The organism is Sphingobium wenxiniae (assembly GCF_007830065.1).
Lineage (GTDB): Bacteria > Pseudomonadota > Alphaproteobacteria > Sphingomonadales > Sphingomonadaceae > Sphingobium > Sphingobium wenxiniae.
In genome coordinates, this window is the sequence record NZ_VLKK01000002.1 from 188,227 (window position 1) to 207,426 (window position 19,200).

The window sequence follows — 19,200 nt, forward strand, 5'->3', positions numbered from 1 at the left end:
CCTCCATCAGCGCCGCGTCTTACGCACCGCTGGAACGAGCAAATCGCCGTGTTAGGGATGTGATCGATCTCAGCCCGTCACGATACCAGCGGCGCTTCGGTGTCGCTTTGCGTTGCAGGGCCAATAAAAAGCGGCCGTGCTGCCATGTCACTCCCTACCGTCAAAATGGGCGACAGAGAAAAGGCCGTCGGAGCGGCCAAATGTTGCTCCAGATACGCTCTCTGCAGACCGGACCATTTCCACAAACGGCGCGGAACTGCGCCACTTTCCGAGATATTTTCCTTTTATATCAATTACTTAGAAGATAATGGCGGTGGGAGAGAGCTTGCGGACGAACTCTCTCGTCGAAGCCCTGAGCAAGCCTTCGTTTCCAGTCGTTGCATCGATGGCTAAATTAGCTAAATCTCTCCGAAGGGCGGGAGATTCGTATGCGCACCTTTACGGCTGCAGAGGCAAAGAACAAATTCGGTGAAATGGTTGATCAGGCGCGATCCGCGCCGGTCGCCATTACCAAGTACGATCGGCCTGTGTTGGTCGTCATGGCGTTCGAGGAATTCGAGCGGTTGCAGGCTCTCGACAGTGCCCCCCGGAGCTCCAAATGAATCCCGTAGAGATCGAAGAAGCCGTATCCAACCTTGCGCTCGAGCCCTTTGACCAGGCCGAGTTTCCTTTCCAGTTCCTGCGGGCCTTCGGACAAAAGGATACCGCGCTGACGAGGCTGCGGGCGGGTAACACCAACCAGTCCGATGTGCCGGGAGCAATTCTCCAGCGTGGGAACATCCATATCGCCGCCTGCGATCCCGGCAGGGTGGACGAAACTCTGAAGGCTCTGCGCGAAAGCCCCAAGACCACATCGCAGAAGGCCAAGTTCATCCTTGCCACTGATGGCGAGGCCTTCCAGGCCGAGGACATGAACGGCGGCGGCACCGTGGCCTGCGCCTATTCCGAGTTTCCCGACCACTTCGGCTTCTTCCTGCCGCTCGCCGGGATCACCACGGTCGAGCAGATCCGGGAAAGCTCGTTCGACATCAAAGCCACTGGGCGGCTCAACAAGCTCTATGTCGAGCTGCTGAAGGACAACCCGGACTGGGCCCGCCGCTCGGCAGACATGAACCACTTCATGGCGCGGCTGATCTTTTGCTTCTTTGCCGAGGATACCGACATCTTCCTGGGTGAAGGGCTGTTCAGCAAAACGATCGAGCAGATGAGCGCGCGGGATTCGTCCGACACGCACATAGTGATGGCCGAGATATTTCGGGCGATGGACACCAAGCCCGAGACCCGCGAGGCGGCTAGCATCAAGCCGTATGCCCGAAAGTTTCCCTATGTGAACGGGCAGCTGTTTTCAGGCAGCACGGAGTGCCCGCGCTTCACTAAGATCGCCCGGTCCTACCTGCTGCACATCAGCAGCCTCAACTGGAAAAAGATCAACCCAGACATCTTCGGTTCGATGATCCAGGCCGTGGCGGACGATGAAGAGCGCGGCGCGCTCGGCATGCACTACACCTCCGTACCCAACATCCTGAAGGTGCTGAACCCGCTGTTCCTGGACGATCTGCGCGAAAAGCTGGAAGAGGCGGGGGACAATGGCCGCAAGCTGCTGAACCTTCGCAATCGGATGGCGAAGATCCGGGTGTTCGATCCGGCCTGCGGATCAGGCAACTTCCTGGTCATCGCCTACAAGGAAATGCGGGCGATTGAGGCAGAGATAAACAAGCGGCGTGGCGAGCCTGATCGGCGCAGCGACATTCCGCTCACCAACTTTCGCGGCATCGAACTGCGGGATTTTCCGGCCGAAATTGCACGGCTGGCATTAATCATCGCCGAATACCAATGCGACGTGCTCTATCGCGGCCAACAAGAGGCGCTGGCGGAGTTCCTGCCGCTCGACAGCCAGAACTGGATCACCTGCGGCAATGCGCTGCGGCTGGACTGGCTGAGCATCTGCCCGCCGACCGGGACTGGGGTGAAGGTGCAGGCCAACGACCTGTTCGAGACGCCACTGGATCAGGCCGAGATCGATTTCGAGAACGAAGGTGGCGAGACGTACATCTGTGGCAACCCGCCTTATCTTGGCTCTACGTGGCAGGATGCCGAGCAAAAATCTGATCTTGAGCGCATTTTCGGTCACCGTACCAAGAGTTGGAAGTCGCTCGATTATGTGGCTGGTTGGTTCATGAAGGCGGCGGATTACGGGCTGCAAACTCGGACCGTAGCGGCCTTCGTGTCAACCAACTCCATCTGTCAGGGGCAACAGGTTCCCATCCTTTGGCCTCTGGTCTTCTCGGCAGATCACGAGATCGGCTTCGCTCACACCAGCTTCAAGTGGGCCAATCTCGCCAGCAACAAAGCTGGTGTGACAGTTGTGATTGTTGGCTTGCAACGCAGGCGATCGTCCGCGCCAGTGCTGTTCCAAGAGGCCGACGACGGCTCTACGGTCGCTCGCGAAGTCGACTGCATCAACGCTTACCTCTGCGCAGCGCCCCGCACGGAAGTGCAACAAGCGCGGGCACCTCTGAATGGGTTGCCCTCGATGGTTCGAGGCAACATGCCCTATGATGGCGGGCATCTTTTGCTGACCTTGGATGAGGTGGAACGCCTTTCACTTTCGGACGATCAGCGCGCAAGGTTCATCAGGAAGAACTACGGCGGCGCGGAGTTCATACGGGGAATTGAACGCTACTGCCTCTGGCTTGACGATGTGGACTTGGAAGAAGCACTCTCAAACCCAGCCATTAAAGGGCGGGTTGAGGCTGTCAGAACCATGCGGCTGGCTAGTCCCGATAAGGGGGCCAACGAAATGGCCAAGCGCGCGCATCAGATGCGTGAAATGAACATTGGCACGAACCACACCATTGTTGCGGCTGCCATATCTTCGGAGAACCGTCCTTTTCTCCCGTGCGGAGTGATCGACAACCGGACGACCATCAACAATAAGAATTATGCGCTTTATGATGCGCCCCTTTGGACGATGGCCCTGATAGCTTCACGCTTACACTGGGTCTGGGTCGGCACGGTGTGTGTGCGTCTAGAAATGCGGTTCTCCTACTCGAACACCCTCGGCTGGAACACCTTCCCGATTCCCACACTGACCGACCAAAACAAGGCAGACCTCACCCGCTGTGCTGAAGATATCCTTCTCGCTCGCGAGGCGCATTTCCCTGCGACGATCGCCGACCTCTACGATCCGGAGAAGATGCCAGAGGACCTGCGCGCAGCGCATGACCGCAACGACGAGGTGCTGGAGCGCATCTACATCGGCCGGCGGTTCCGCAACGACACCGAGCGGCTGGAAAAGCTGTTCGAACTCTACACCAAGATGACGGCCAAGAGTGGCAGGGGGAAAGCCGCATGACAACTAGCAAGCCCATTCCTGCCGTCAGCTTCCAGACGGCGCGTACCGGCGTTTCCGCCAAAGCCAACGCTCTCGGCATGCGCCCGATGCAGGAACGCGCCTATAACAAGCGTGGCGAGCAGTATCTGCTGATCAAGTCGCCCCCGGCCTCGGGCAAATCCCGCGCGCTCATGTTCATCGCGCTCGACAAGCTGGCCAATCAGAGCCTGAAACAGGCCATCATCGTCGTCCCGGAAAAGTCGATCGGCGGCAGCTTTGCCGATGAACCGCTCAGCCAATACGGCTTCTGGGCAGACTGGGTGGTGAAGCCGCAATGGAACCTGTGCAATGCGCCGGGGCTGGACGAGGAAAGGGTCGACCCGTCCAAAGTCAAAGCCGTGGGCCAGTTCCTAGGCAGCGATGACAAGGTGCTCGTTTGCACCCATGCCACCTTCCGCTTTGCCGTCGATGCGCTGGGCGTTGAGGCCTTCGACGACCGGCTGATCGCGGTCGATGAATTTCACCACGTTTCCGCCAGCCCGGACAACCGCCTGGGCGCGCAGCTCGCCGCATTTATCGCGCGCGACAGGGCCCACATCGTCGCAATGACCGGTAGCTACTTCCGGGGTGATGCCGCTCCGGTTCTAACGCCAGAGGACGAGGGCAAGTTCGAGACTGTCACCTACACCTATTACGAGCAGCTCAACGGGTACGATCACCTGAAGGCGCTCAACATCGGCTATTTCTTTTATACCGGCCGCTATCTCGAGGCGATCGAGCACTGCCTCGATCCCAGCCGCAAGACGATCGTTCACATTCCGTCGGTCAATGCGCGCGAGAGCACGAAGGACAAGGTGACCGAGGTCAACGAGATCCTCCACTATCTCGGCAAGTGGACCGGGGCTGATCCGGTAACAGGTTTCGAGCTGGTCGCGCAGCCCGATGGCCGGGTGCTGAAAATCGCAGACCTGGTAGATGACAGCGATCCAGCCCGCCGTGCCCGCGTGCTGGCGGCGCTGAAAGATCCGGCGCACAAGAACGACCGCGATCATGTCGACATCATCATTGCGCTGGGGATGGCCAAGGAAGGGTTCGACTGGATCTGGTGCGAACATGCGCTGACGGTTGGTTATCGTTCCAGCCTGACCGAGATCATCCAGATCATCGGCCGCGCCACCCGCGATGCACCGGGCAAGGAGGTCGCCACCTTCACCAACCTGATCGCCGAGCCAGATGCGTCGGAAGCCGCAGTGGCGGATGCAATCAACGATACGCTGAAGGCGATCGCCGCCAGCTTGCTGATGGAACAGGTGCTGGCACCACGTTTCACCTTTACCCCCAAAAACAAGGGGCCGCTGCCGGACTTCGACTATGGCCCGGAAGGCTATCAGGAAGGCAAGACCAACGTCGGCGTCCGGGAAGGAACCGGGCAACTCCACTTCGAGATCGGCGGCCTAGTCGAGCCCAAGAGCCCCGAGGCCAGCCGGATCGTGCAGGAAGACCTGAATGAGGTGATTGCCGCCTTTGTCCAGACCAAGGCCGTTGCCGAGCGCGGCATGTTCGACGAAGAAACCCCGCCGCAAGAACTGACCCAAGTGGCCATGGGTAAGATCGTCCGCGATCGGTATCCCGAGCTTTCCGCCGAGGATCAGGAATCGGTGCGCCAACACGCGATAGCAGCGCTGAACCTCACCCAGAAAGCCAAGGGGCTCGTGATGGCGGCGGCTGCCGATGAGGATGGCGAAATCCGCGCCAACACGGCCTTACTGGATGGGGTGCGCCAGTTCGCAATGGATGTACGCGAGCTCGACATCGACCTCATCGATAGCATCAACCCATGGCAGGCCGCCTATACCGTTTTGGCCAAGGCCATGGACGAAAACACCCTCAAACAGGTGCAGGCTGCGATTGCTGCCAAGCGGACCAAGATCACGCCCGAGGAGGCCAAGGAACTGGCCGGGCGCGCGGTTCGCTTCAAGAAAGAACGGGGACGCCTGCCTTCAATAACCTCCACCGATGCCTGGGAGCAGCGGCTGGCCGAAGGCGCTGCCGCGTTCATGCGCTACAAGGAGGAAGGCCGCTATGAGTGACCTCGACCTTGATGAATTGGCTGGCGAACTCGCGGACTTCGCGCCGGCGAAGAAAAAGCAGGCCACCTATACCCCGCGCGAAGAGCGGATCATCGCCGGGTTCGAGGATATCGAACGCTTCTATGAAGAGCATGGGCGTCTGCCCGTGCATGGCGAGGATCGGGATATTTTCGAACGGCTTTATGCCGTGCGGCTGGACCGGCTGCGCGAACTGGAAGAATGCCGGACCTTGCTGACGTCGTTCGACAAGCATGGCTTGCTCGATCGGGTTGAAGCGGCTGGCCCCGAGGCAGAAGAGCTCGATCCCGATGACCTGATGGCTGAACTGGCTGGTCTTGGCGAAGGCGATGACATCACCCATCTCCGCCATGTCAGGTCGGCCGAAGAAAAGCGGGCAGCGGAGGAGATCGCCCGGCGCGACAAGTGCGTCGATTTCGCGAAGTTCGAGCCACTGTTCAAGCAAGTGAAGGACGAACTCGCGAACGGCACTCGCGTAACCCGTCCATTCGAACTGAAGGCCGAAATCCGCCCTGGCGCTTACTTCATTGTCTTCGGCCAAATTTGCTATGTTGCCGAAATGGGCGAGATTTTCACCAACCCTCAAGGCCGGACCGATGCGCGTTTGCGGGTGATCTTCGACAATGGCACCGAAAGCGGGATGCTGATGCGGTCCCTCCAGCGCCAGCTCAACGAAGATGATGCGGGCCGCAGGGTTACAGACCCGTCACCAGGGCCCTTGTTTGCGGACAAGGCGGAAGACGGGGAGACCGAGACCGGGACGATCTATGTCCTGCGCAGCAAGTCCGATCATCCAGTCGTCGCCGAACACCGCGCGGTCATGCACAAGATCGGCGTAACGAGCGGCGCAGTTGAAACCCGCATTGCTGCCGCGGAGAAGAGCTCGACCTACCTGCTGGCAGGGGTTGAAGTGGCCGCGACCTACAAAGTCTACGGCGTGAACTGCCAGAAGCTGGAGAACCTGCTGCACAAGGTGTTTTCTGCGGCCCAGATCAACCTGTCGATTCCCGATCGGTTCGGGCACATGGTCAAACCGCGTGAGTGGTTCCTCGTGCCCCTGAACGTTATCGACGATGCCGTGAAAAGGATCCGGGACAGGTCGATTCTTGAATATCGATACGATCCACAAAGCGCCTCGCTGGTTCGCCACGGAGAGGCAGAATGACCGAAGCGCGGATTTACAACGTCTACTGCGACGAGAGCTGTCATCTCGAACACGACGGCGTGCCTGTGATGGCCTGGGGTGCAGTCTATTGCCCCACAGATGCGATCCGCGCAGTCACCGACAACATCCGAGCACTAAAGTCTGCCTATGGCATGGCCTCGTCCTTCGAGGCAAAATGGACGAAGGTCTCACCCGCCAAGAAAGACTTCTATCTGGCGCTCATCGACCTTTTCCTTGCCGATGATCGACTCCGATTTCGTGGTCTGGTGGTCCCTGACAAGGGGCTATTGGATCATGCGCGCTTCGACCAGTCCCATGATGACTGGTATTACAAAATGTATTTCACCATGCTCAGCAAGATTTTTTGTGCGCCGCATCGGTATCGCATTTATCTCGACGTGAAGGATACGCGCGGTGGGCCAAAGACCCGCAAGTTGCACGATGTGCTGGCCAACAGCCTCTACGACTTCAGCCGGGAGTCCATTGAACGCGTGCAGCAGGTGCGCAGCCATGAAAGCGAACTGCTACAGCTGGCCGACCTACTGATCGGGGCGCTCACCTATGCCAACCGTGGCCTTGCGAGTAGTCCAGCGAAAACTGCGATTATTGCCCGACTCCAGGAGGCCCTTGGGCCGGATGCTCTGACTCGCACATCCACCTTCGCTGCCACCAAGTTCAACATCCTGCACTGGCGTCCGCGGGAGACGGCTGGATGACGCCACCCGATTTGATCCCGTTCACCGCTTTTGGCGGCGATTGGGCACGCTATGAGAACGAACTCTACAACGTCTTTATCAATGAGATCGCGCGCGGCGGTCTCACGTTTCGGGATGCTCGGGTTACTTGCCGTCGATCGCCAGAAACTGCGGGGCGATGGGCCGCTTTCTGGCACCTGGTGCAAGAAGGACGCGTGGAGGACGATCGCACACCGGACCTTCGGCGTTGCGAACGTATCCGCTGGGTGCGCTGGATGATTGAAAATGCGCCGAGCCACGACGAAATCGACGAATGGCAAAATACTCGCGGTACCGTGGTCAACACGCTACTATGGTATCGTGAGGAATATCTGGTGGTTTTGGCGCAGCGCCAGGATCACTGGCTATTGCTTACGGCCTACTGCACTGAGAAGAGCGGCCGGATCAGGCAGCTTCGAAAGGAGCGCGATGCCTTTCGTCGGGTCAATCTGCCGTATGCTCTAAAACGGCTGAAGCCGCCCAAGCTAGCCCGGGCGGCCTCGAATGCTCCTCCTACGCATGGCAGGTGAGACAACCGCTAGATCGAACTTTTCGGCTCCGATGTCAAGAAAATCCGAAATCGGCTCCGTTGCAGGGTCAGTTTGAGATCACCCAATCCGCGCCTTTGCCGTCTTCCGAAATACCACGCTGCCGATGCCGGTCAGCGCCAGCACGACGGTCAGGACGTCGGCCTGGGTCAGCCCTTCGGGCAGAATGCCGAGCGCAGCGGCCACGCCCCACAGGCTGCCGATTACACCGGTCCAGATGGCCTTGGATGCCCACCAGGGCTTCAGTTCTTCCATGTCATTTCTCCACAAAAGAGCCCGCGAAAGTCGCGGGCGGACGGGTTGTTGATGGTAGTGGCCGGTCAGGCCTCGTTGGTGGACAGGACGCCGCTGGCCGCCAGCTGAACCGGCTTCGCGCTCGCAGGTGCCTTGCGGTAGGCCGGCCGACGGATAGCAATGCAGCGGTCCCGCGCGATCCGGGTGATGGTCACACCGTCGGACTGATTGCCGCCCAGCACGTGGAACGCGCCGTAGTCCTCGCCAACATAGAGCCCGACATGGCCGGATCCCTGCGCGCGGCGGAATACCAGAACGTCGCCCAGCTGGGCCCGGTCGGCGGCCTTCCCGAACTTCGCCCAGTTGCGCGCCCAGAGCGGGCCTTCCACCACTGGCCTGCCCGCACGCTTGGCAACGACTGCCATGAACAGGCCGCACCAGGGGATGGCATCGTCGTTGTAGACTCTGGCGAGGCCAGTCTCCTTGGCCCATCCGAGGATCACGGGATTGTCGGCGGGCCCGGCCACCTCGAAGGTGCCGTAGAGCTTGCGGGCCTCATCCAGCATCCTCGGCAGCGGGCACAGGTCATCGATCCAGCCATAGGCCGGTGGCAGCGGTTTCATGGATGTCTCCCGGGAAATTAGCGGCCGGACAGGCCTTTGACGGTGGCGTAGAGAACTGCGAGCGCGGTCATCGCGTTTGTCAGGCCGGGTCTTGGCGGAGCGCGCGCCCTGCTCTAGCGGAACAGGAACTGAGCATGACTGGCGGCTCGCATTACACAGAGATGCGCCGCAAGCGGGGGATTACCATGACCGACACCAGCCACCTGCCCACGCTCGTCACCGGCGGTAGCGGCTTTGTCGGGAGCCACATCGTCCGGCAATTGGCGGCTCAGGGTCGCAAGGTTCGAGTACTGATGCGCAAGACCAGCAACCAGGAGGCGATCAGCGGATTGCCGGTCGAGATCGTCTATGGGGACGTTCTCGATCCTGATTCATTGCGTGTTGCGACGAAGGGGTGCGGCACGGTCTTCTACAGCGTGGTCGATCCTCGTTTCTGGCTTACCGACACGACACCGATCTATCGCAACAACGTCGACGGTTTGGTCAACGCCATGGACGTGGCGCTGGAATGCGGCATCCAGCGCTTCATATTCACCAGCACCATGGGGACGCTGGGGATCAACCCCGACGGTCCCGTGACGGAGGATATCCCGTTCAACTGGCTCGACCGCGCTCCTCCCTATATCCGTGCGCGCCTGGAGGCAGAGAACCGCTTCCTCGCCTATTGCCGGGACAAGGGGCTGCCGGGTGTGGCGATGTGTATTGCCAACACCTACGGACCCGACGATTACGGCCCGACTCCACACAACCATGCGCTCTGGGAAGTTGCCAGCGGCAAGATGCCGATCAACTTTGATGTTGGCCAACCCACCGTAGACATACGCGACGCCGCTCAAGCGGCCCTGCTTGCGGAACGCCATGGCCGGGTGGGCGAGCGCTACATCATCGCCAACGAGTATGTTCGCAACCGCGACTTCTTTACGATGGCAACCGAGATGTGCGGCAAGAAGCCGCCGCTGTTCCTGCCCTACCGGCTGTCCTATGCACTGGCCTGGGCCATCGAAGGCGTGATGAAGCTGCTGCGCCGCAAGGACTACCTCGTCAGCACTGACGCCGTGTTTCTGTCGGACGTGTTCGGCGAGCTCGACAGTGCCAAGGCCCGACGCGAACTTGGCTGGAACCCGCGCCCCCTGCGCGAAACAGTGCGCGATGCGATCGCATGGTTTTCAGAACGGGAAGGCAAGCACTGATCTGCGTCAGCGGCCGGACAGGCCTTTAACGGTTGCGTAAAGGACGGCGAGCGCGGTCGCGAAGGTCGACAGCCATTTGACGAACCGGACCATGCCGGTCGCCGTGTTCCAGGCCTGGAGCAGGTCCTTCAGCTCCTTGCGGACGGCCTTCAGGTCCTCCTGCATGGCCTCGAGATCCGCTCGGATCAGGGCAATCTCCACGGCGGGATCAAGTTGGGGATTGGGGGCCATCAGCGCAGCCTCCCTACGATGGTAATGTCGCCCGGGGCCGCATCGAGGGTATGCCCGGCCGTCAGATCGAAATCCGTCTGCTTCTGCCGCACACCGGTCGCATAATGGGCAAACAGCGCCTCGCGAGCGAGCTCGGACGTCCCGGTCAGGACCTCGAAGTGGTACTGCACGCACGGCGTCCGCCGGAACTTCTGCACGACGCAGCACAGCGTGAAATCTTCGTGGAAACGCCGGGTGAACTCGCCAGCCGGCAGGTAACCGCCCCCGTTCTCGACATTATGGAATCCGGGCGTCCAGCGCTGGGTCATGAGCCCTGTCGTATATGCCGCAGCACAAGTCTGACGATCCGACCGCGTCAGGGCTCTTGCCCTTCGGTGCTCAGCTCTTCGGCCATGAACTCGACGCCTTCCCGGAAGCCCAGCTCGGCAGGACCGGCGATAATGCGCAAGGTTCGCTCCCCGATTTTGAGGCGCATGCTGCTGTCGAGATCACTGCGGTAGCGGATACGAACCCGGCAGGGTCGGCTCGAGATGCTGATCCCGTCCGCGATCTGCTCACCGCGGCTCGGGAGCTTGTCCTGCACGTTTGCCCAGACCGTCGCGAAGTCGGCCCAGCCATAGATCGGCGTGCCGTAGATCGGATCGGTCTCCGTCACGGTGCGGTGCGTGAATGTGACGCGCCGGTTGAGGTCGCCCGCGCTCAGCATGGAAACATCCGGTGATTTGCCAGAAGCGATTCTACGCCATGGGGTATGTCCGCTACCTCGCGAGCGCCGGCCTCGCGGTACTTGTGCCAGTGACCGATCAGCAAAAGCATGGCGTGCCTGATGTCGTCGGGGAGCGTCGCATAGCCGACCGTCGCCGTCACCGTGATCCGGGAGCCAGGCTGGATCGTTGGCCAGGACCGGCCATATTGGAGCACGATCGAAGCGGTAAGACCATCGGAGCGCAGCTCATATAAATCATCTGACAGCGTCTGCGTCCCGGCAGCCGTTTCGAGATAGGTGATCGACGAGATGGTCGAGACCGGCGCCAGCGGAAGAACAGCGAAGTCTTGAAAGTAGTCGCACTTCACCGCCACGGTGCGGCTCACCAGCGGTGTGCCGCAATAGGCTTCGACATATGCGCGGGCTGCAGCGATCGTATTGTTCAGCGATGTGTCGTCATCATTCCCATCGACGCGGGTGTGAGCCTTGGCCTCTGCCAGAGAAACCGGCTCATCAGCCGCCGCAACGATGACCACCGGCGGATACCAGGTCATGCGCTGCGCTGCTCCGCCGGCTTTCTGGCGATCGCGCGCTCGATTTTGTCCGGAACGACAGGCACGGCATAGCCGGCTTCGATCAGCGCCGCAGCCTCGTCCTGGGAAAAATCATGCTCATCGCCGGGCGACAGGCAGATGGCCGGCCCAGAAAGGCTGACCAGCATCTTCAGTTTCATAAGGAATTTCCTTCGTCGGAATGGGTCGGTGACGGTGACAAATCGGGCGGGCACGACGGCCGGCCCGTCCTGGCTTACGAAGCCTTCGTGATCAGGTGTTTCACGGCGGCGGTGTCGCCCAGCTCGCCATCGAAACGGATCAGACCAGCGATGCCCATGTCGGGCCAGAACCGCTCGCGAAGCACGCCGATCACCGGCGAACCGACCTTGCGGACGTAGTATTTTCCGAGATCGCCAAAGATCGCGACGCGGGTTGCCGCCGCGGACGCAGGGATCGAGCCCATCGCCTGATTGACGTGGTAGTTATATCCCAACAGGCTGCCGGGCACCCCCTGCTGGACGTTGCCCATCTGCCAGAGATAATTGCCCTCGCCATCCTTCAGCTTGCGAATGGCCTTCAAGGTGGCGTCATTGAACATAAACCCGACCTTCGGACCGGTGCGGTAGGCTGGATCGACCGAATGAACGAGGTCGATCAGTTCGTCTGCGGCGATCGCGGTCGCTGAGGCGGTGGTGACGCCAAGGCTGGAGGCGGTGACGATGCCGTTCGGATCGCCGCTTCCATCGCCAATCGTCAGTTCCTGGTTGGCGATACGGCCAAGGCGCTCGCCGAGCAGTTCACCGAGCAGCGCTTCCATGCTGAAGATGGAGTCCTGATCGAGCTCCCAGCTCCAGCGAATGAACTCGGTGTCGTATGCATAGGCATCGAGCGACTTTTGCCCAAAGGTCACGTCCGAGCCGCCGTCGTCGGTCAGGGCGTTGGCTTCGGTGTGCTTCACCGCCGGCACCGCGGTGTCATCAACGGTCGGGATCTTGATGGGATTGCCGCTGGCGGTGACCATCTCGGTAGTGACGCCAGGGTCGTACATCGGCCCCCACGCCAGCATCGACTTGACGATCTGGCCCGACAGCTCGGTGGGGACCGTAAAACCGCCCGCAGTGGTCGTGCCCGCCGTCTGCGCGCGAAACTCGGCGCGTCCGTTGTGCAGGATGGCCCGCTCTTCCGCAGTCAGGTCTTCCAGCGGGCCGCAGATCGCTTTCGCGAATGCCATGCGGTATTCGACCTTTGCCCCGTCGTCCTGGCTGCGTGCTTCGGCGTCGTCGGGGATCGGGCGCAATCGCGCGCGCGACTCCTCCGCGCGCTGCTCGAGGCGGATGAGATGCTCCTCGCGCGTGATCTGCTTCTCGAGCCGGTCGTATTCGGCCATCGCCGCATCGTGCTGGGTTTCCAGTTCGGCGGCCCGGGACTCATCGGTGGCGGCATTGATCTGGTCGAGACGCTCGCGTGCTTCGGCAACGATCTGCTCCTGGCGACCGCGAAGCTCTTTCAGTTGGGACATCAAATCTTCCTTCCAACAAAAAAGCCCGCGCAAATGGCGGGCCGTTCAATTGGGCTCGAGGCTTTCGCCTCAAGCTTTACTCACCAGCCTGCGGGCACGCAGGTCGATGGAAACCTTGCGGGCGAGCACGCGATTGGCGGCGGCCCGGAAGTTGTGCTGGCGCTTTTCCCGCCGGGCGGATTCAAGAGCGCGCAAGGCGATCGAGGTGCCGTCATAAGCCGGGAACGCCACGGCACTGACTTCGCGCAGATCAACAGATTGAATGGTGCGGACCGGCATATCGCCGGTTTCGTCCCACTGCTGGCGGGTGACGATGAACCCGAACGACATGCCCGATATGTCCCCCCGGGCGATCAGCGTCGCGAGGTCGCGGCCGTCCTGCGTCTCAGGCAGGTCGATTTCGACCGCAAGGCCCAGATCGTCCTCGACGAGACGCAGCGTGCCTGCCGTGGTGCGCCCGATGACCCTGCCGCTGTCATGATCGATCAGCGCGCGTACATCGCCGCCGATGGTCTCCCGGAACGCACCGGGCGCAATGATCTCGCGGAACTGGCCGCCAATATCCGCGGGATTGCCGAATACCGCCGCGTAACCGACAACGGTGCGCTGCTCGGCCTGCTCACGCACATCGAGCGGCCGAACCAGCGCGCGTCGTTCCATGATCATGCTGTATCTCCGTTCGATGCCGTATCGGCGGCCGCGACATTGCTGCCGAGCGGCACGGTCGCGCCCTGGATATAGAGTTGATCCCCTTGCGGCCGCGGCGGCCGGTTCTCGAGCGCCCGGGCTTCATCGGGGGTCAGGATCGCGTTCTGGATACCCTGAGCGAGCCCCGCCATACGCGCGGCAAAGTCGCCCCGCATGAGGCCATCGAGATTGTGCTCGACATACCGATTGGTCGCTCGCGGCCCGAACAGCTTGAGGTTGAGTTCCTCTTCAAAGGCTTTCGCCCACTGCGCGATCAGATGTTTGACCAGGTGCAGGTCCTGCTGCTCGGAGTTTGAATAGGTCCCGTGGGTCAGGTCCTGCAGAAATACCGGCGGCAAATTATAGACCCGGGCAATCTCCTCGATCTGGAAGCGCCGGGCTTCTGTCATTTGCCCCTTGGCGGGATCGAACCCGACCTGTTTCAGGTCATGGCCCGGAGGCATCGGGAACACCGGCTTGCGGCTTGCCTTGGCAGCCTCGATGGCGCGGTGGATATCGCCCATCGCCCGCTTCATTGCCTCGGGCCCCTGCGGCAGGGGACCCGAGAGGGCGAGCGGGGGCACCCCGCCTCCGGCAAAGAAGTCACCGGCATAGTCGCCCATCGCCAGCGCCAACGCGATCGCCTTGGCGCCGTTTGCAATCGGGCTGTAGGAACCGAGCTGATCGCGCTTCAGAAGATAAGGGACGTCGATGACGTCGGCGGCCGGATAGGCTGCCGCCTTGCCCTCGAAGGCGTAGAACTTGCGGCCACCGATCCGTTTTACGGCGGTCGCCACCGGATCCATCGGCCAGATCGCGACGATACTGGTGCCGCTGCGCTCGATCCACGATACGCCGCGTCCGCCGGTAAAGACCTGCTGCCACATGTACTTGCGCCAGCCGAAGCTGGTCCATTCCGGATTCGGCGCTTCATTGAGCAGACGCTGGATGCCGCCGCGGATGCGCTCCGAGCCTTCCCCTTTCACCCGGAAGGCATGGAGCGGCAGGTTCGCCATGCTCGAGGAAAGGAAGGTCACGGCCGCCGAGACCGCTGGTACCGTGAGCGCGCTGTCGATGGTCACGTGCGGCAGATTGCCGGACTGGACGCCGAAAAGCGCCAGGAAGTTCTCCGAGCTGACCGGAACAGTCGGATTCTCGATCGAGGATCGCTGCTCCAACCCGAGCCAGTCGCGCCAGCCCATCACGCCATCAGCCTGAAGTCGGGATCGTCCCAGGGCGACACCGGAACGGGCACAAAGCTGCCCATTGCAGCCCCCATAGCCATGCAGAGCGCCACAGCGCAGTCGATCTTGTTCACGGCGCGTTCCTTCGTCAGCCAGTGATTGCCCCAGCGGTCCTCATCGGTAACCGCCGACATGATTGCAGAAACCAGCACCGGGCTTCGCCTCAGCCGAAGCCGCCGCTCGAGAAGCGCTTCCTCGACCAGCCGCACCGAGCCCGGCATCCACAGCCCTTCGCTCATTCCGTCTGCCGGCTTGCCGCGCTTGGTGCCGCCCTGCGGGTGTTCAACAAAGGAAATCGCGAGCCCCAGCTCCGCGACCTCCTCCTCCAGCCGGCGGAAGGCATAGCGGTCGTAGGCGGCGGCACTGATCTCGAACATTCGGTTATAGTCGGCGAGCGCCTGGGCCACCTGCCGCAGGCTGATGTTCTCGCCTCTGGGGGCATGCAGGAACCCGTCTCGCACCCATGTTGCATAGGGCGCCTTGTCACGCAGCTCGCGCGCGGCAAGCGTGCTGCCCGGCGTCCAGGCCTCCACCCAGCCATCGAACAGCGGTTTGCCGGCGTGCTCGCCAGACTCCACCACGCCCGTTTGCACCACCGCCGCAAGCGCGGTGATGTCGCGGTTTTGTGAGAGGTCGATCCCCAGCGATATCCGGGCACCGGCATGATCGGTAATCTCGAAATCGGCGAGCGCCGGTTCCACGGTCGCCCGGGTCATCCAGGCCGTTTCGGCATCGGTCCACACGCAGAAGTGCAGGCGCAGGATCCCGTTGAGCTGCCCCGGGATCGCTTTCGCCTGCGCCACTGTCTCGGCGAGATATTCCTTGGTGATCGTAATACCCAGCAGCGGGTTCGCCTTGATCCAGCAGGACGGATCGGTGAGCGGGTCATCGCCTTCGTCGAGCGCACAGACATAGGAGAAGGTTGTGTCGTCGATGATCTCGCCGACGTATGTCGGGTCGGTCACCGCATCGATATTGCCGGCCGCGACCTTGATCGCATGCTCGTGCTCCTCCCAGGCGACACTGTTCCGGTCGGAACCGGAGTTCGTGATCATGAACAGCAGCGGGTCGCGGCGGAACTTAAAGCCGCGCTCCAGCATCTCGATGATCGAGCGGTCCGGCAGTTCGTGGATCTCGTCGGCCAGAACGAAATAGGGCCGCGGCCCCGAACCGGTCCTGCCGGTGTCCCGCGACACGGGACGAAAGAAAGATCCGGACTCGTGATGGGCGATGTTGAACTCGCGTCCCGCACCACCCGAGAATTCGAGGCGCTTTGCCAGTGCCGGTGACTGCCGCACCATCTTGACCGCATCGGCGAATAGGATGCCCGCCTGCTCGCGCTTTGCCGCCGCGGCATAGATCTGCGCGCCGGCTTCCCCGCAGGCGGTCATCCCGTAAAGACCGATGCCGCCCGCCACCGGGCTTTTGCCGTTTCCCTTGCCCTGTTCGATATAGGCCCGGCGGAAACGTCTGCGGCCATCCTTGCGCTTCCAGCCGAAGACCGAGCCGATGATGAAGGCCTGGGATCCTTCCAGCCGGAAAGGCTGGCCCTCGAACTGGCCTTCGGAAAGTTTCAGCACGTCCTCGAAGAAGCCGAAGGCGTGAGCTGCTGCCGCGGCATCGAAGCGGATACCGTCCGTGCGCTTCAGGTCATCCAGGTGCCGGCGGCAAGCATTGCGGACGTGCGGACCGGCAACAATCTCACCGGCAATAACGGCACGAGCGTAAGCGGTGGTGCGATCAGCCGAAGAAACGATCGGCGGGATCTTCGCTTTCCGCTGGCGTTTCGGCGGCGATGCGGGTTCTGGCACTGGGCGTCATCCCGAATTCTGCAGCGTAGCGCATCATGTCCGCCGCGGCCTTGTTGGCGGTGCCGACGAGCGGGTTCTGGATGGCGTTGCCGTTGCTGGTCTTGATCATCAGCCCGCCGGTGAGCTGGTCCTTTTCGGCCATCTTCGCGATGGCTCGTTCGGCCTGGACCCAGCGACCATAGGCCTGCGCGTAGGCGGCGAGCGCCGCGCGATCGACTTCGGACAGCAGGCCGATCCGGTGCAGCCAGACTGCCACCCTGTTCCATTCCTCCAGCGCATCAGCGGTGAGATGCGGCGGGGCTGATGGGAGCGCCGGAGTAGTTTTCGGCTCCTTCTGGTTCATTGCCCGCTTGCCGCGGTTGCCCTCGATCAGCTTGAGCGATGTCGGCTTGGGTTTGGTGCCGGGTTTCATGGCGCATGTCCTTCAACTATGCGTCGCGATCCATTCCCTCCATTTTCGACACCAGGGGCCACGACGATTTTCAGTTTTCTGCTCTTTGCCGCCGCCGCCGCCGCGCCCTCGGGCCAGTCTTTCACTTGCACGCCGACCCGGGTCTGGGACGGCGACGGGCCGATCTGGTGCGCCGAAGGACCGCGCATCCGCCTGTCCGGCATTGCTGCGCGCGAGATGGATGGCAGCTGCCGGCCGGGACACCCGTGTCCGCGCGCCACAGCCGAAGAAGCCCGCGATGCGCTGGTCAATCTCATCGGGCGTCCGGTCGGGATGGCCCGCGAGGGGCATATTCTGGTCCAGGGTCCGGCGATGACCTGCCGTTCCGAAGGCAGCGGCGGCGGCGCGCGGACGGCGGCCTGGTGCGTTTCACCTCGGTCCGGTGATCTGTCCTGCGCAATGGTCAGGGGCGGCTGGGCTCTGCGGTGGGATCGGTACTGGCGCAATCATCGCTGCTGACTATCCCGGCGATTTCATTGAAGGTCCGTTCGTCGGCTTCGAGCGTTGCGGCCTGTCCGGTGAAGTCCTGCCAGCGCTTGATGATCACGTCGCAGTAGCGCGGATCCAGTTCCATCAGCCGCGCGATGCGGCCGTTCATCTCGGCGGCGATCAGCGTGGTGCCGGACCCGCCGAAGCTGTCGAGCACGATATCGCCGCCCTTGGTGTTGTTGAGCATCTGGTATTCGAACAGCGCGACCGGTTTCATGGTCGGGTGCTCGCCATTGCGCGAGGGCTTGTCGAACTTGAGGATGGTCGTCTGCTTGCGGTCGCTGGCCCACAGGTGCCCGGCGCCGTCCTTCCAGCCATAAAGGCAGGGTTCGTGCTGCCAGTGATAATCCTGCCGGCCCAGTGCCAGAGATGATTTCTCCCAGATCAGGCATTGGCGGATCTTCCAACCGGCATCGATCGCCGCGCCCCGGAAATTGTAGCCCTCGCTGTCGGCGTGCCAGATGTAAAACACCGCGCCCGGTTTCATCACCGTGCTGGCCGTGACATAGGCATCGCGCAGGAACTGACGAAACTCGTCGTCAGCCATGTTGTCGTTCTGGATGGTCAGCTTGTCCTTGGTGCCGCCCTCATAGGCAACATTGTACGGCGGATCGGTGAGCCACATGTCGACCATCTGACCGGCGGTCAGCTTTTCCATGTCATCGACACTGGTGCTGTCGCCGCACATCAGCCGGTGCTTGCCCAGCAGCCAGACGTCGCCCGGGCAACTCACCGGAATTTCCGGAGGGTTGGGAGCCTCGTCGGGATCGGTCTGGCCCTCGGTTTTTACCGCAGTCAGCGCAGCCAGCTCGTCATCGGAAAAGCCGGTGAGCCCCAAATCGAAGTCGAAGGCCTGCAAATCGGTCAGTTCGACACGAAGCAATTCCGCGTCCCAGCCAGCGTTCAGCGCCAGTTTGTTGTCGGCCAGCACATAGGCCCGCTTCCGGGCTTCGGTCCAACCTGCCGCGACCATGACCGGGATCTCGGTCAAGCCCAGCTTGCGCGCCGCCAGCACTCGTCCGTGGCCTGCGATCAGGCCGCCATCTTCATCGACGAGCACCGGCACCGTCCAGCCCCATTCGCGGATGCTGGCGGCGATCTGGGCCACCTGTTCCTCGCTGTGGGTCCGAGCATTGCGGGCATAGGGCACCAGTGCCGAGACGCTCTTGCGCTCGACCTTGTCTGCCGGCCAATCCATCATGTGACCCCCGGTCGCTAACTCGCGGTCGTGAAAAGTTTGGGCCAGGCGCGGTTTCCCCTCCCAAGGCCCCAGAGTTTCGACTTCCCCCCGGGGGGATCAGCCGATCGGCCAGCCATCGAGCCCAGTGCCGACCGTGCGACGCAGCCCGAACTGCTCGGCCGTGCGGGTGCGGTGGCACTCGGCGCAGAGGCAGCGGATGTTGCTGTCATCGTCGCTGCCACCCTTGGTGAGCGGAACGATGTGGTCGGGGACGGTGGCCTCGCGGACGATGCCCCTGGCAGCGCAGTCCCGGCAGAGCGGTTCGGCACGTAATCGTCGCAGACGCTGCGCAACTGCGCGACGTCCCCGTTGCCGTTCAGCCATGCACAACG

General features: G+C 62.0%; 22 protein-coding genes. 8 read left to right on the forward strand and 14 right to left on the reverse strand.

All coding sequences use genetic code 11. The features are described from left to right. The first annotated feature begins 428 nt into the window (after positions 1-428). From IQ35_RS03290 to IQ35_RS03315, 6 genes are read left to right on the forward strand one after another with little or no spacing between them, the layout of a single operon-like run. Complete coding sequence (locus tag IQ35_RS03290) at positions 429-602, forward strand: type II toxin-antitoxin system Phd/YefM family antitoxin (protein WP_145071959.1); 174 nt, start codon at positions 429-431, stop codon at positions 600-602. Then, complete coding sequence (locus IQ35_RS03295) at positions 599-3,355, forward strand: class I SAM-dependent DNA methyltransferase (RefSeq protein ID WP_145071960.1); 2,757 nt, start codon at positions 599-601, stop codon at positions 3,353-3,355. The genes IQ35_RS03290 and IQ35_RS03295 overlap by 4 nt, the downstream gene beginning before the upstream one ends. Beyond that, positions 3,352-5,424 carry a DEAD/DEAH box helicase gene (locus tag IQ35_RS03300; RefSeq protein ID WP_145071961.1) on the forward strand — a complete coding sequence of 691 codons (2,073 nt, stop codon included), beginning with the start codon at positions 3,352-3,354 and terminating at the stop codon, positions 5,422-5,424. The genes IQ35_RS03295 and IQ35_RS03300 overlap by 4 nt, the downstream gene beginning before the upstream one ends. Continuing rightward, on the forward strand, positions 5,417-6,607 hold the full coding sequence (locus IQ35_RS03305) for a GIY-YIG nuclease family protein (RefSeq protein ID WP_145071962.1): 1,191 nt from the start codon (positions 5,417-5,419) through the stop codon (positions 6,605-6,607). The genes IQ35_RS03300 and IQ35_RS03305 overlap by 8 nt, the downstream gene beginning before the upstream one ends. Further along, positions 6,604-7,323 (forward strand): DUF3800 domain-containing protein, encoded by a 720-nt coding sequence (locus IQ35_RS03310; protein WP_145071963.1) that lies wholly within the window; start codon positions 6,604-6,606, stop codon positions 7,321-7,323. The genes IQ35_RS03305 and IQ35_RS03310 overlap by 4 nt, the downstream gene beginning before the upstream one ends. Beyond that, entirely contained in the window at positions 7,320-7,871 is a 552-nt protein-coding gene (locus tag IQ35_RS03315) for a hypothetical protein (RefSeq protein WP_184205011.1), read from the forward strand. Before IQ35_RS03310 ends, IQ35_RS03315 begins: the two co-directional genes overlap by 4 nt. Before the next feature lie 78 nt (positions 7,872-7,949). Here IQ35_RS03315 and IQ35_RS03320 read toward each other — a convergent pair whose 3' ends face one another. Both IQ35_RS03320 and IQ35_RS03325 read right to left on the reverse strand, forming a co-directional pair. Next, positions 7,950-8,144, reverse strand: a complete 195-nt coding sequence (locus IQ35_RS03320; RefSeq protein ID WP_145071964.1) for a hypothetical protein — start codon at positions 8,142-8,144, stop codon at positions 7,950-7,952. 65 nt (positions 8,145-8,209) lie between these two features. Next, a complete protein-coding gene (locus tag IQ35_RS03325; protein WP_145071965.1) occupies positions 8,210-8,746 on the reverse strand; it encodes a TIGR02594 family protein in 537 nt (178 codons plus the stop codon). 185 nt (positions 8,747-8,931) lie between these two features. Between IQ35_RS03325 and IQ35_RS03330 the strand changes: the two genes are divergently transcribed. Then, a complete protein-coding gene (locus tag IQ35_RS03330) occupies positions 8,932-9,936 on the forward strand; it encodes an NAD-dependent epimerase/dehydratase family protein (RefSeq protein ID WP_158636578.1) in 1,005 nt (334 codons plus the stop codon). A gap of 6 nt (positions 9,937-9,942) precedes the next feature. On the opposite strand, the gene IQ35_RS03335 is transcribed toward IQ35_RS03330, so the two are convergent. From IQ35_RS03335 to IQ35_RS03380, 10 genes are all read right to left on the reverse strand, one after another. Next, entirely contained in the window at positions 9,943-10,167 is a 225-nt protein-coding gene (locus tag IQ35_RS03335; protein ID WP_145071967.1) for a DUF5320 domain-containing protein, read from the reverse strand. Further along, positions 10,167-10,475: a hypothetical protein gene (locus IQ35_RS03340; RefSeq protein WP_145071968.1), complete on the reverse strand. Its 309-nt coding sequence runs from the start codon at positions 10,473-10,475 to the stop codon at positions 10,167-10,169. The genes IQ35_RS03335 and IQ35_RS03340 overlap by 1 nt, the downstream gene beginning before the upstream one ends. A gap of 47 nt (positions 10,476-10,522) precedes the next feature. Next, the gene (locus IQ35_RS03345; protein WP_145071969.1) at positions 10,523-10,873 is read right to left on the reverse strand and encodes a phage head closure protein; all 351 of its coding nucleotides are present in this window, start codon (positions 10,871-10,873) and stop codon (positions 10,523-10,525) included. Further along, positions 10,867-11,427, reverse strand: coding sequence for a head-tail connector protein (locus IQ35_RS03350; protein ID WP_145071970.1), 561 nt, complete (start codon positions 11,425-11,427; stop codon positions 10,867-10,869). The genes IQ35_RS03345 and IQ35_RS03350 overlap by 7 nt, the downstream gene beginning before the upstream one ends. Next, positions 11,424-11,594, reverse strand: coding sequence for a hypothetical protein (locus tag IQ35_RS03355; protein ID WP_199739906.1), 171 nt, complete (start codon positions 11,592-11,594; stop codon positions 11,424-11,426). The genes IQ35_RS03350 and IQ35_RS03355 overlap by 4 nt, the downstream gene beginning before the upstream one ends. A gap of 86 nt (positions 11,595-11,680) precedes the next feature. Then, complete coding sequence (locus tag IQ35_RS03360) at positions 11,681-12,946, reverse strand: phage major capsid protein (protein WP_145071972.1); 1,266 nt, start codon at positions 12,944-12,946, stop codon at positions 11,681-11,683. A gap of 69 nt (positions 12,947-13,015) precedes the next feature. Beyond that, the gene (locus IQ35_RS03365; protein WP_145071973.1) at positions 13,016-13,612 is read right to left on the reverse strand and encodes an HK97 family phage prohead protease; all 597 of its coding nucleotides are present in this window, start codon (positions 13,610-13,612) and stop codon (positions 13,016-13,018) included. Then, complete coding sequence (locus IQ35_RS03370; protein ID WP_145072062.1) at positions 13,609-14,835, reverse strand: phage portal protein; 1,227 nt, start codon at positions 14,833-14,835, stop codon at positions 13,609-13,611. Before IQ35_RS03370 ends, IQ35_RS03365 begins: the two co-directional genes overlap by 4 nt. Further along, positions 14,835-16,688, reverse strand: a complete 1,854-nt coding sequence (locus tag IQ35_RS03375; protein ID WP_199739907.1) for a terminase large subunit — start codon at positions 16,686-16,688, stop codon at positions 14,835-14,837. The genes IQ35_RS03370 and IQ35_RS03375 overlap by 1 nt, the downstream gene beginning before the upstream one ends. Continuing rightward, a complete protein-coding gene (locus IQ35_RS03380; protein WP_145071974.1) occupies positions 16,618-17,100 on the reverse strand; it encodes a phage terminase small subunit P27 family in 483 nt (160 codons plus the stop codon). The genes IQ35_RS03375 and IQ35_RS03380 overlap by 71 nt, the downstream gene beginning before the upstream one ends. An 18-nt stretch (positions 17,101-17,118) precedes the next feature. On the opposite strand from IQ35_RS03380, the gene IQ35_RS21375 reads away from it, so the two are divergent. Further along, a complete protein-coding gene (locus tag IQ35_RS21375; protein ID WP_242003275.1) occupies positions 17,119-17,598 on the forward strand; it encodes a thermonuclease family protein in 480 nt (159 codons plus the stop codon). Here the strand turns inward: IQ35_RS21375 and IQ35_RS03390 are convergent. Together IQ35_RS03390 and IQ35_RS03395 are read right to left on the reverse strand one after the other, a co-directional pair. Further along, positions 17,543-18,829 (reverse strand): site-specific DNA-methyltransferase, encoded by a 1,287-nt coding sequence (locus tag IQ35_RS03390; protein WP_199739908.1) that lies wholly within the window; start codon positions 18,827-18,829, stop codon positions 17,543-17,545. The two genes, IQ35_RS21375 and IQ35_RS03390, sit on opposite strands and share 56 nt — an antisense overlap. Before the next feature lie 96 nt (positions 18,830-18,925). Continuing rightward, positions 18,926-19,192 carry an HNH endonuclease gene (locus IQ35_RS03395; protein WP_145071975.1) on the reverse strand — a complete coding sequence of 89 codons (267 nt, stop codon included), beginning with the start codon at positions 19,190-19,192 and terminating at the stop codon, positions 18,926-18,928. Positions 19,193-19,200 lie beyond the last annotated feature (8 nt).

Excerpts from the sequence above, each read along its gene's own strand:
- IQ35_RS03290 (WP_145071959.1), top strand. The coding sequence starts at position 429 with ATGCGCACCTTTACGGCTGCAGAGGCAAAGAACAAATTCGGTGAAATG.
- IQ35_RS03295 (WP_145071960.1), top strand. The coding sequence starts at position 599 with ATGAATCCCGTAGAGATCGAAGAAGCCGTATCCAACCTTGCGCTCGAG.
- IQ35_RS03300 (WP_145071961.1), top strand. The coding sequence starts at position 3,352 with ATGACAACTAGCAAGCCCATTCCTGCCGTCAGCTTCCAGACGGCGCGT.
- IQ35_RS03305 (WP_145071962.1), top strand. The coding sequence starts at position 5,417 with ATGAGTGACCTCGACCTTGATGAATTGGCTGGCGAACTCGCGGACTTC.
- IQ35_RS03310 (WP_145071963.1), top strand. The coding sequence starts at position 6,604 with ATGACCGAAGCGCGGATTTACAACGTCTACTGCGACGAGAGCTGTCAT.
- IQ35_RS03315 (WP_184205011.1), top strand. The coding sequence starts at position 7,320 with ATGACGCCACCCGATTTGATCCCGTTCACCGCTTTTGGCGGCGATTGG.
- IQ35_RS03320 (WP_145071964.1), bottom strand. The coding sequence starts at position 8,144 with ATGGAAGAACTGAAGCCCTGGTGGGCATCCAAGGCCATCTGGACCGGT.
- IQ35_RS03325 (WP_145071965.1), bottom strand. The coding sequence starts at position 8,746 with ATGAAACCGCTGCCACCGGCCTATGGCTGGATCGATGACCTGTGCCCG.
- IQ35_RS03330 (WP_158636578.1), top strand. The coding sequence starts at position 8,932 with ATGACCGACACCAGCCACCTGCCCACGCTCGTCACCGGCGGTAGCGGC.
- IQ35_RS03335 (WP_145071967.1), bottom strand. The coding sequence starts at position 10,167 with ATGGCCCCCAATCCCCAACTTGATCCCGCCGTGGAGATTGCCCTGATC.
- IQ35_RS03340 (WP_145071968.1), bottom strand. The coding sequence starts at position 10,475 with ATGACCCAGCGCTGGACGCCCGGATTCCATAATGTCGAGAACGGGGGC.
- IQ35_RS03345 (WP_145071969.1), bottom strand. The coding sequence starts at position 10,873 with ATGCTGAGCGCGGGCGACCTCAACCGGCGCGTCACATTCACGCACCGC.
- IQ35_RS03350 (WP_145071970.1), bottom strand. The coding sequence starts at position 11,427 with ATGACCTGGTATCCGCCGGTGGTCATCGTTGCGGCGGCTGATGAGCCG.
- IQ35_RS03355 (WP_199739906.1), bottom strand. The coding sequence starts at position 11,594 with ATGCTGGTCAGCCTTTCTGGGCCGGCCATCTGCCTGTCGCCCGGCGAT.
- IQ35_RS03360 (WP_145071972.1), bottom strand. The coding sequence starts at position 12,946 with ATGTCCCAACTGAAAGAGCTTCGCGGTCGCCAGGAGCAGATCGTTGCC.
- IQ35_RS03365 (WP_145071973.1), bottom strand. The coding sequence starts at position 13,612 with ATGATCATGGAACGACGCGCGCTGGTTCGGCCGCTCGATGTGCGTGAG.
- IQ35_RS03370 (WP_145072062.1), bottom strand. The coding sequence starts at position 14,835 with ATGGGCTGGCGCGACTGGCTCGGGTTGGAGCAGCGATCCTCGATCGAG.
- IQ35_RS03380 (WP_145071974.1), bottom strand. The coding sequence starts at position 17,100 with ATGAAACCCGGCACCAAACCCAAGCCGACATCGCTCAAGCTGATCGAG.
- IQ35_RS21375 (WP_242003275.1), top strand. The coding sequence starts at position 17,119 with ATGCGTCGCGATCCATTCCCTCCATTTTCGACACCAGGGGCCACGACG.
- IQ35_RS03390 (WP_199739908.1), bottom strand. The coding sequence starts at position 18,829 with ATGATGGATTGGCCGGCAGACAAGGTCGAGCGCAAGAGCGTCTCGGCA.
- IQ35_RS03395 (WP_145071975.1), bottom strand. The coding sequence starts at position 19,192 with ATGGCTGAACGGCAACGGGGACGTCGCGCAGTTGCGCAGCGTCTGCGA.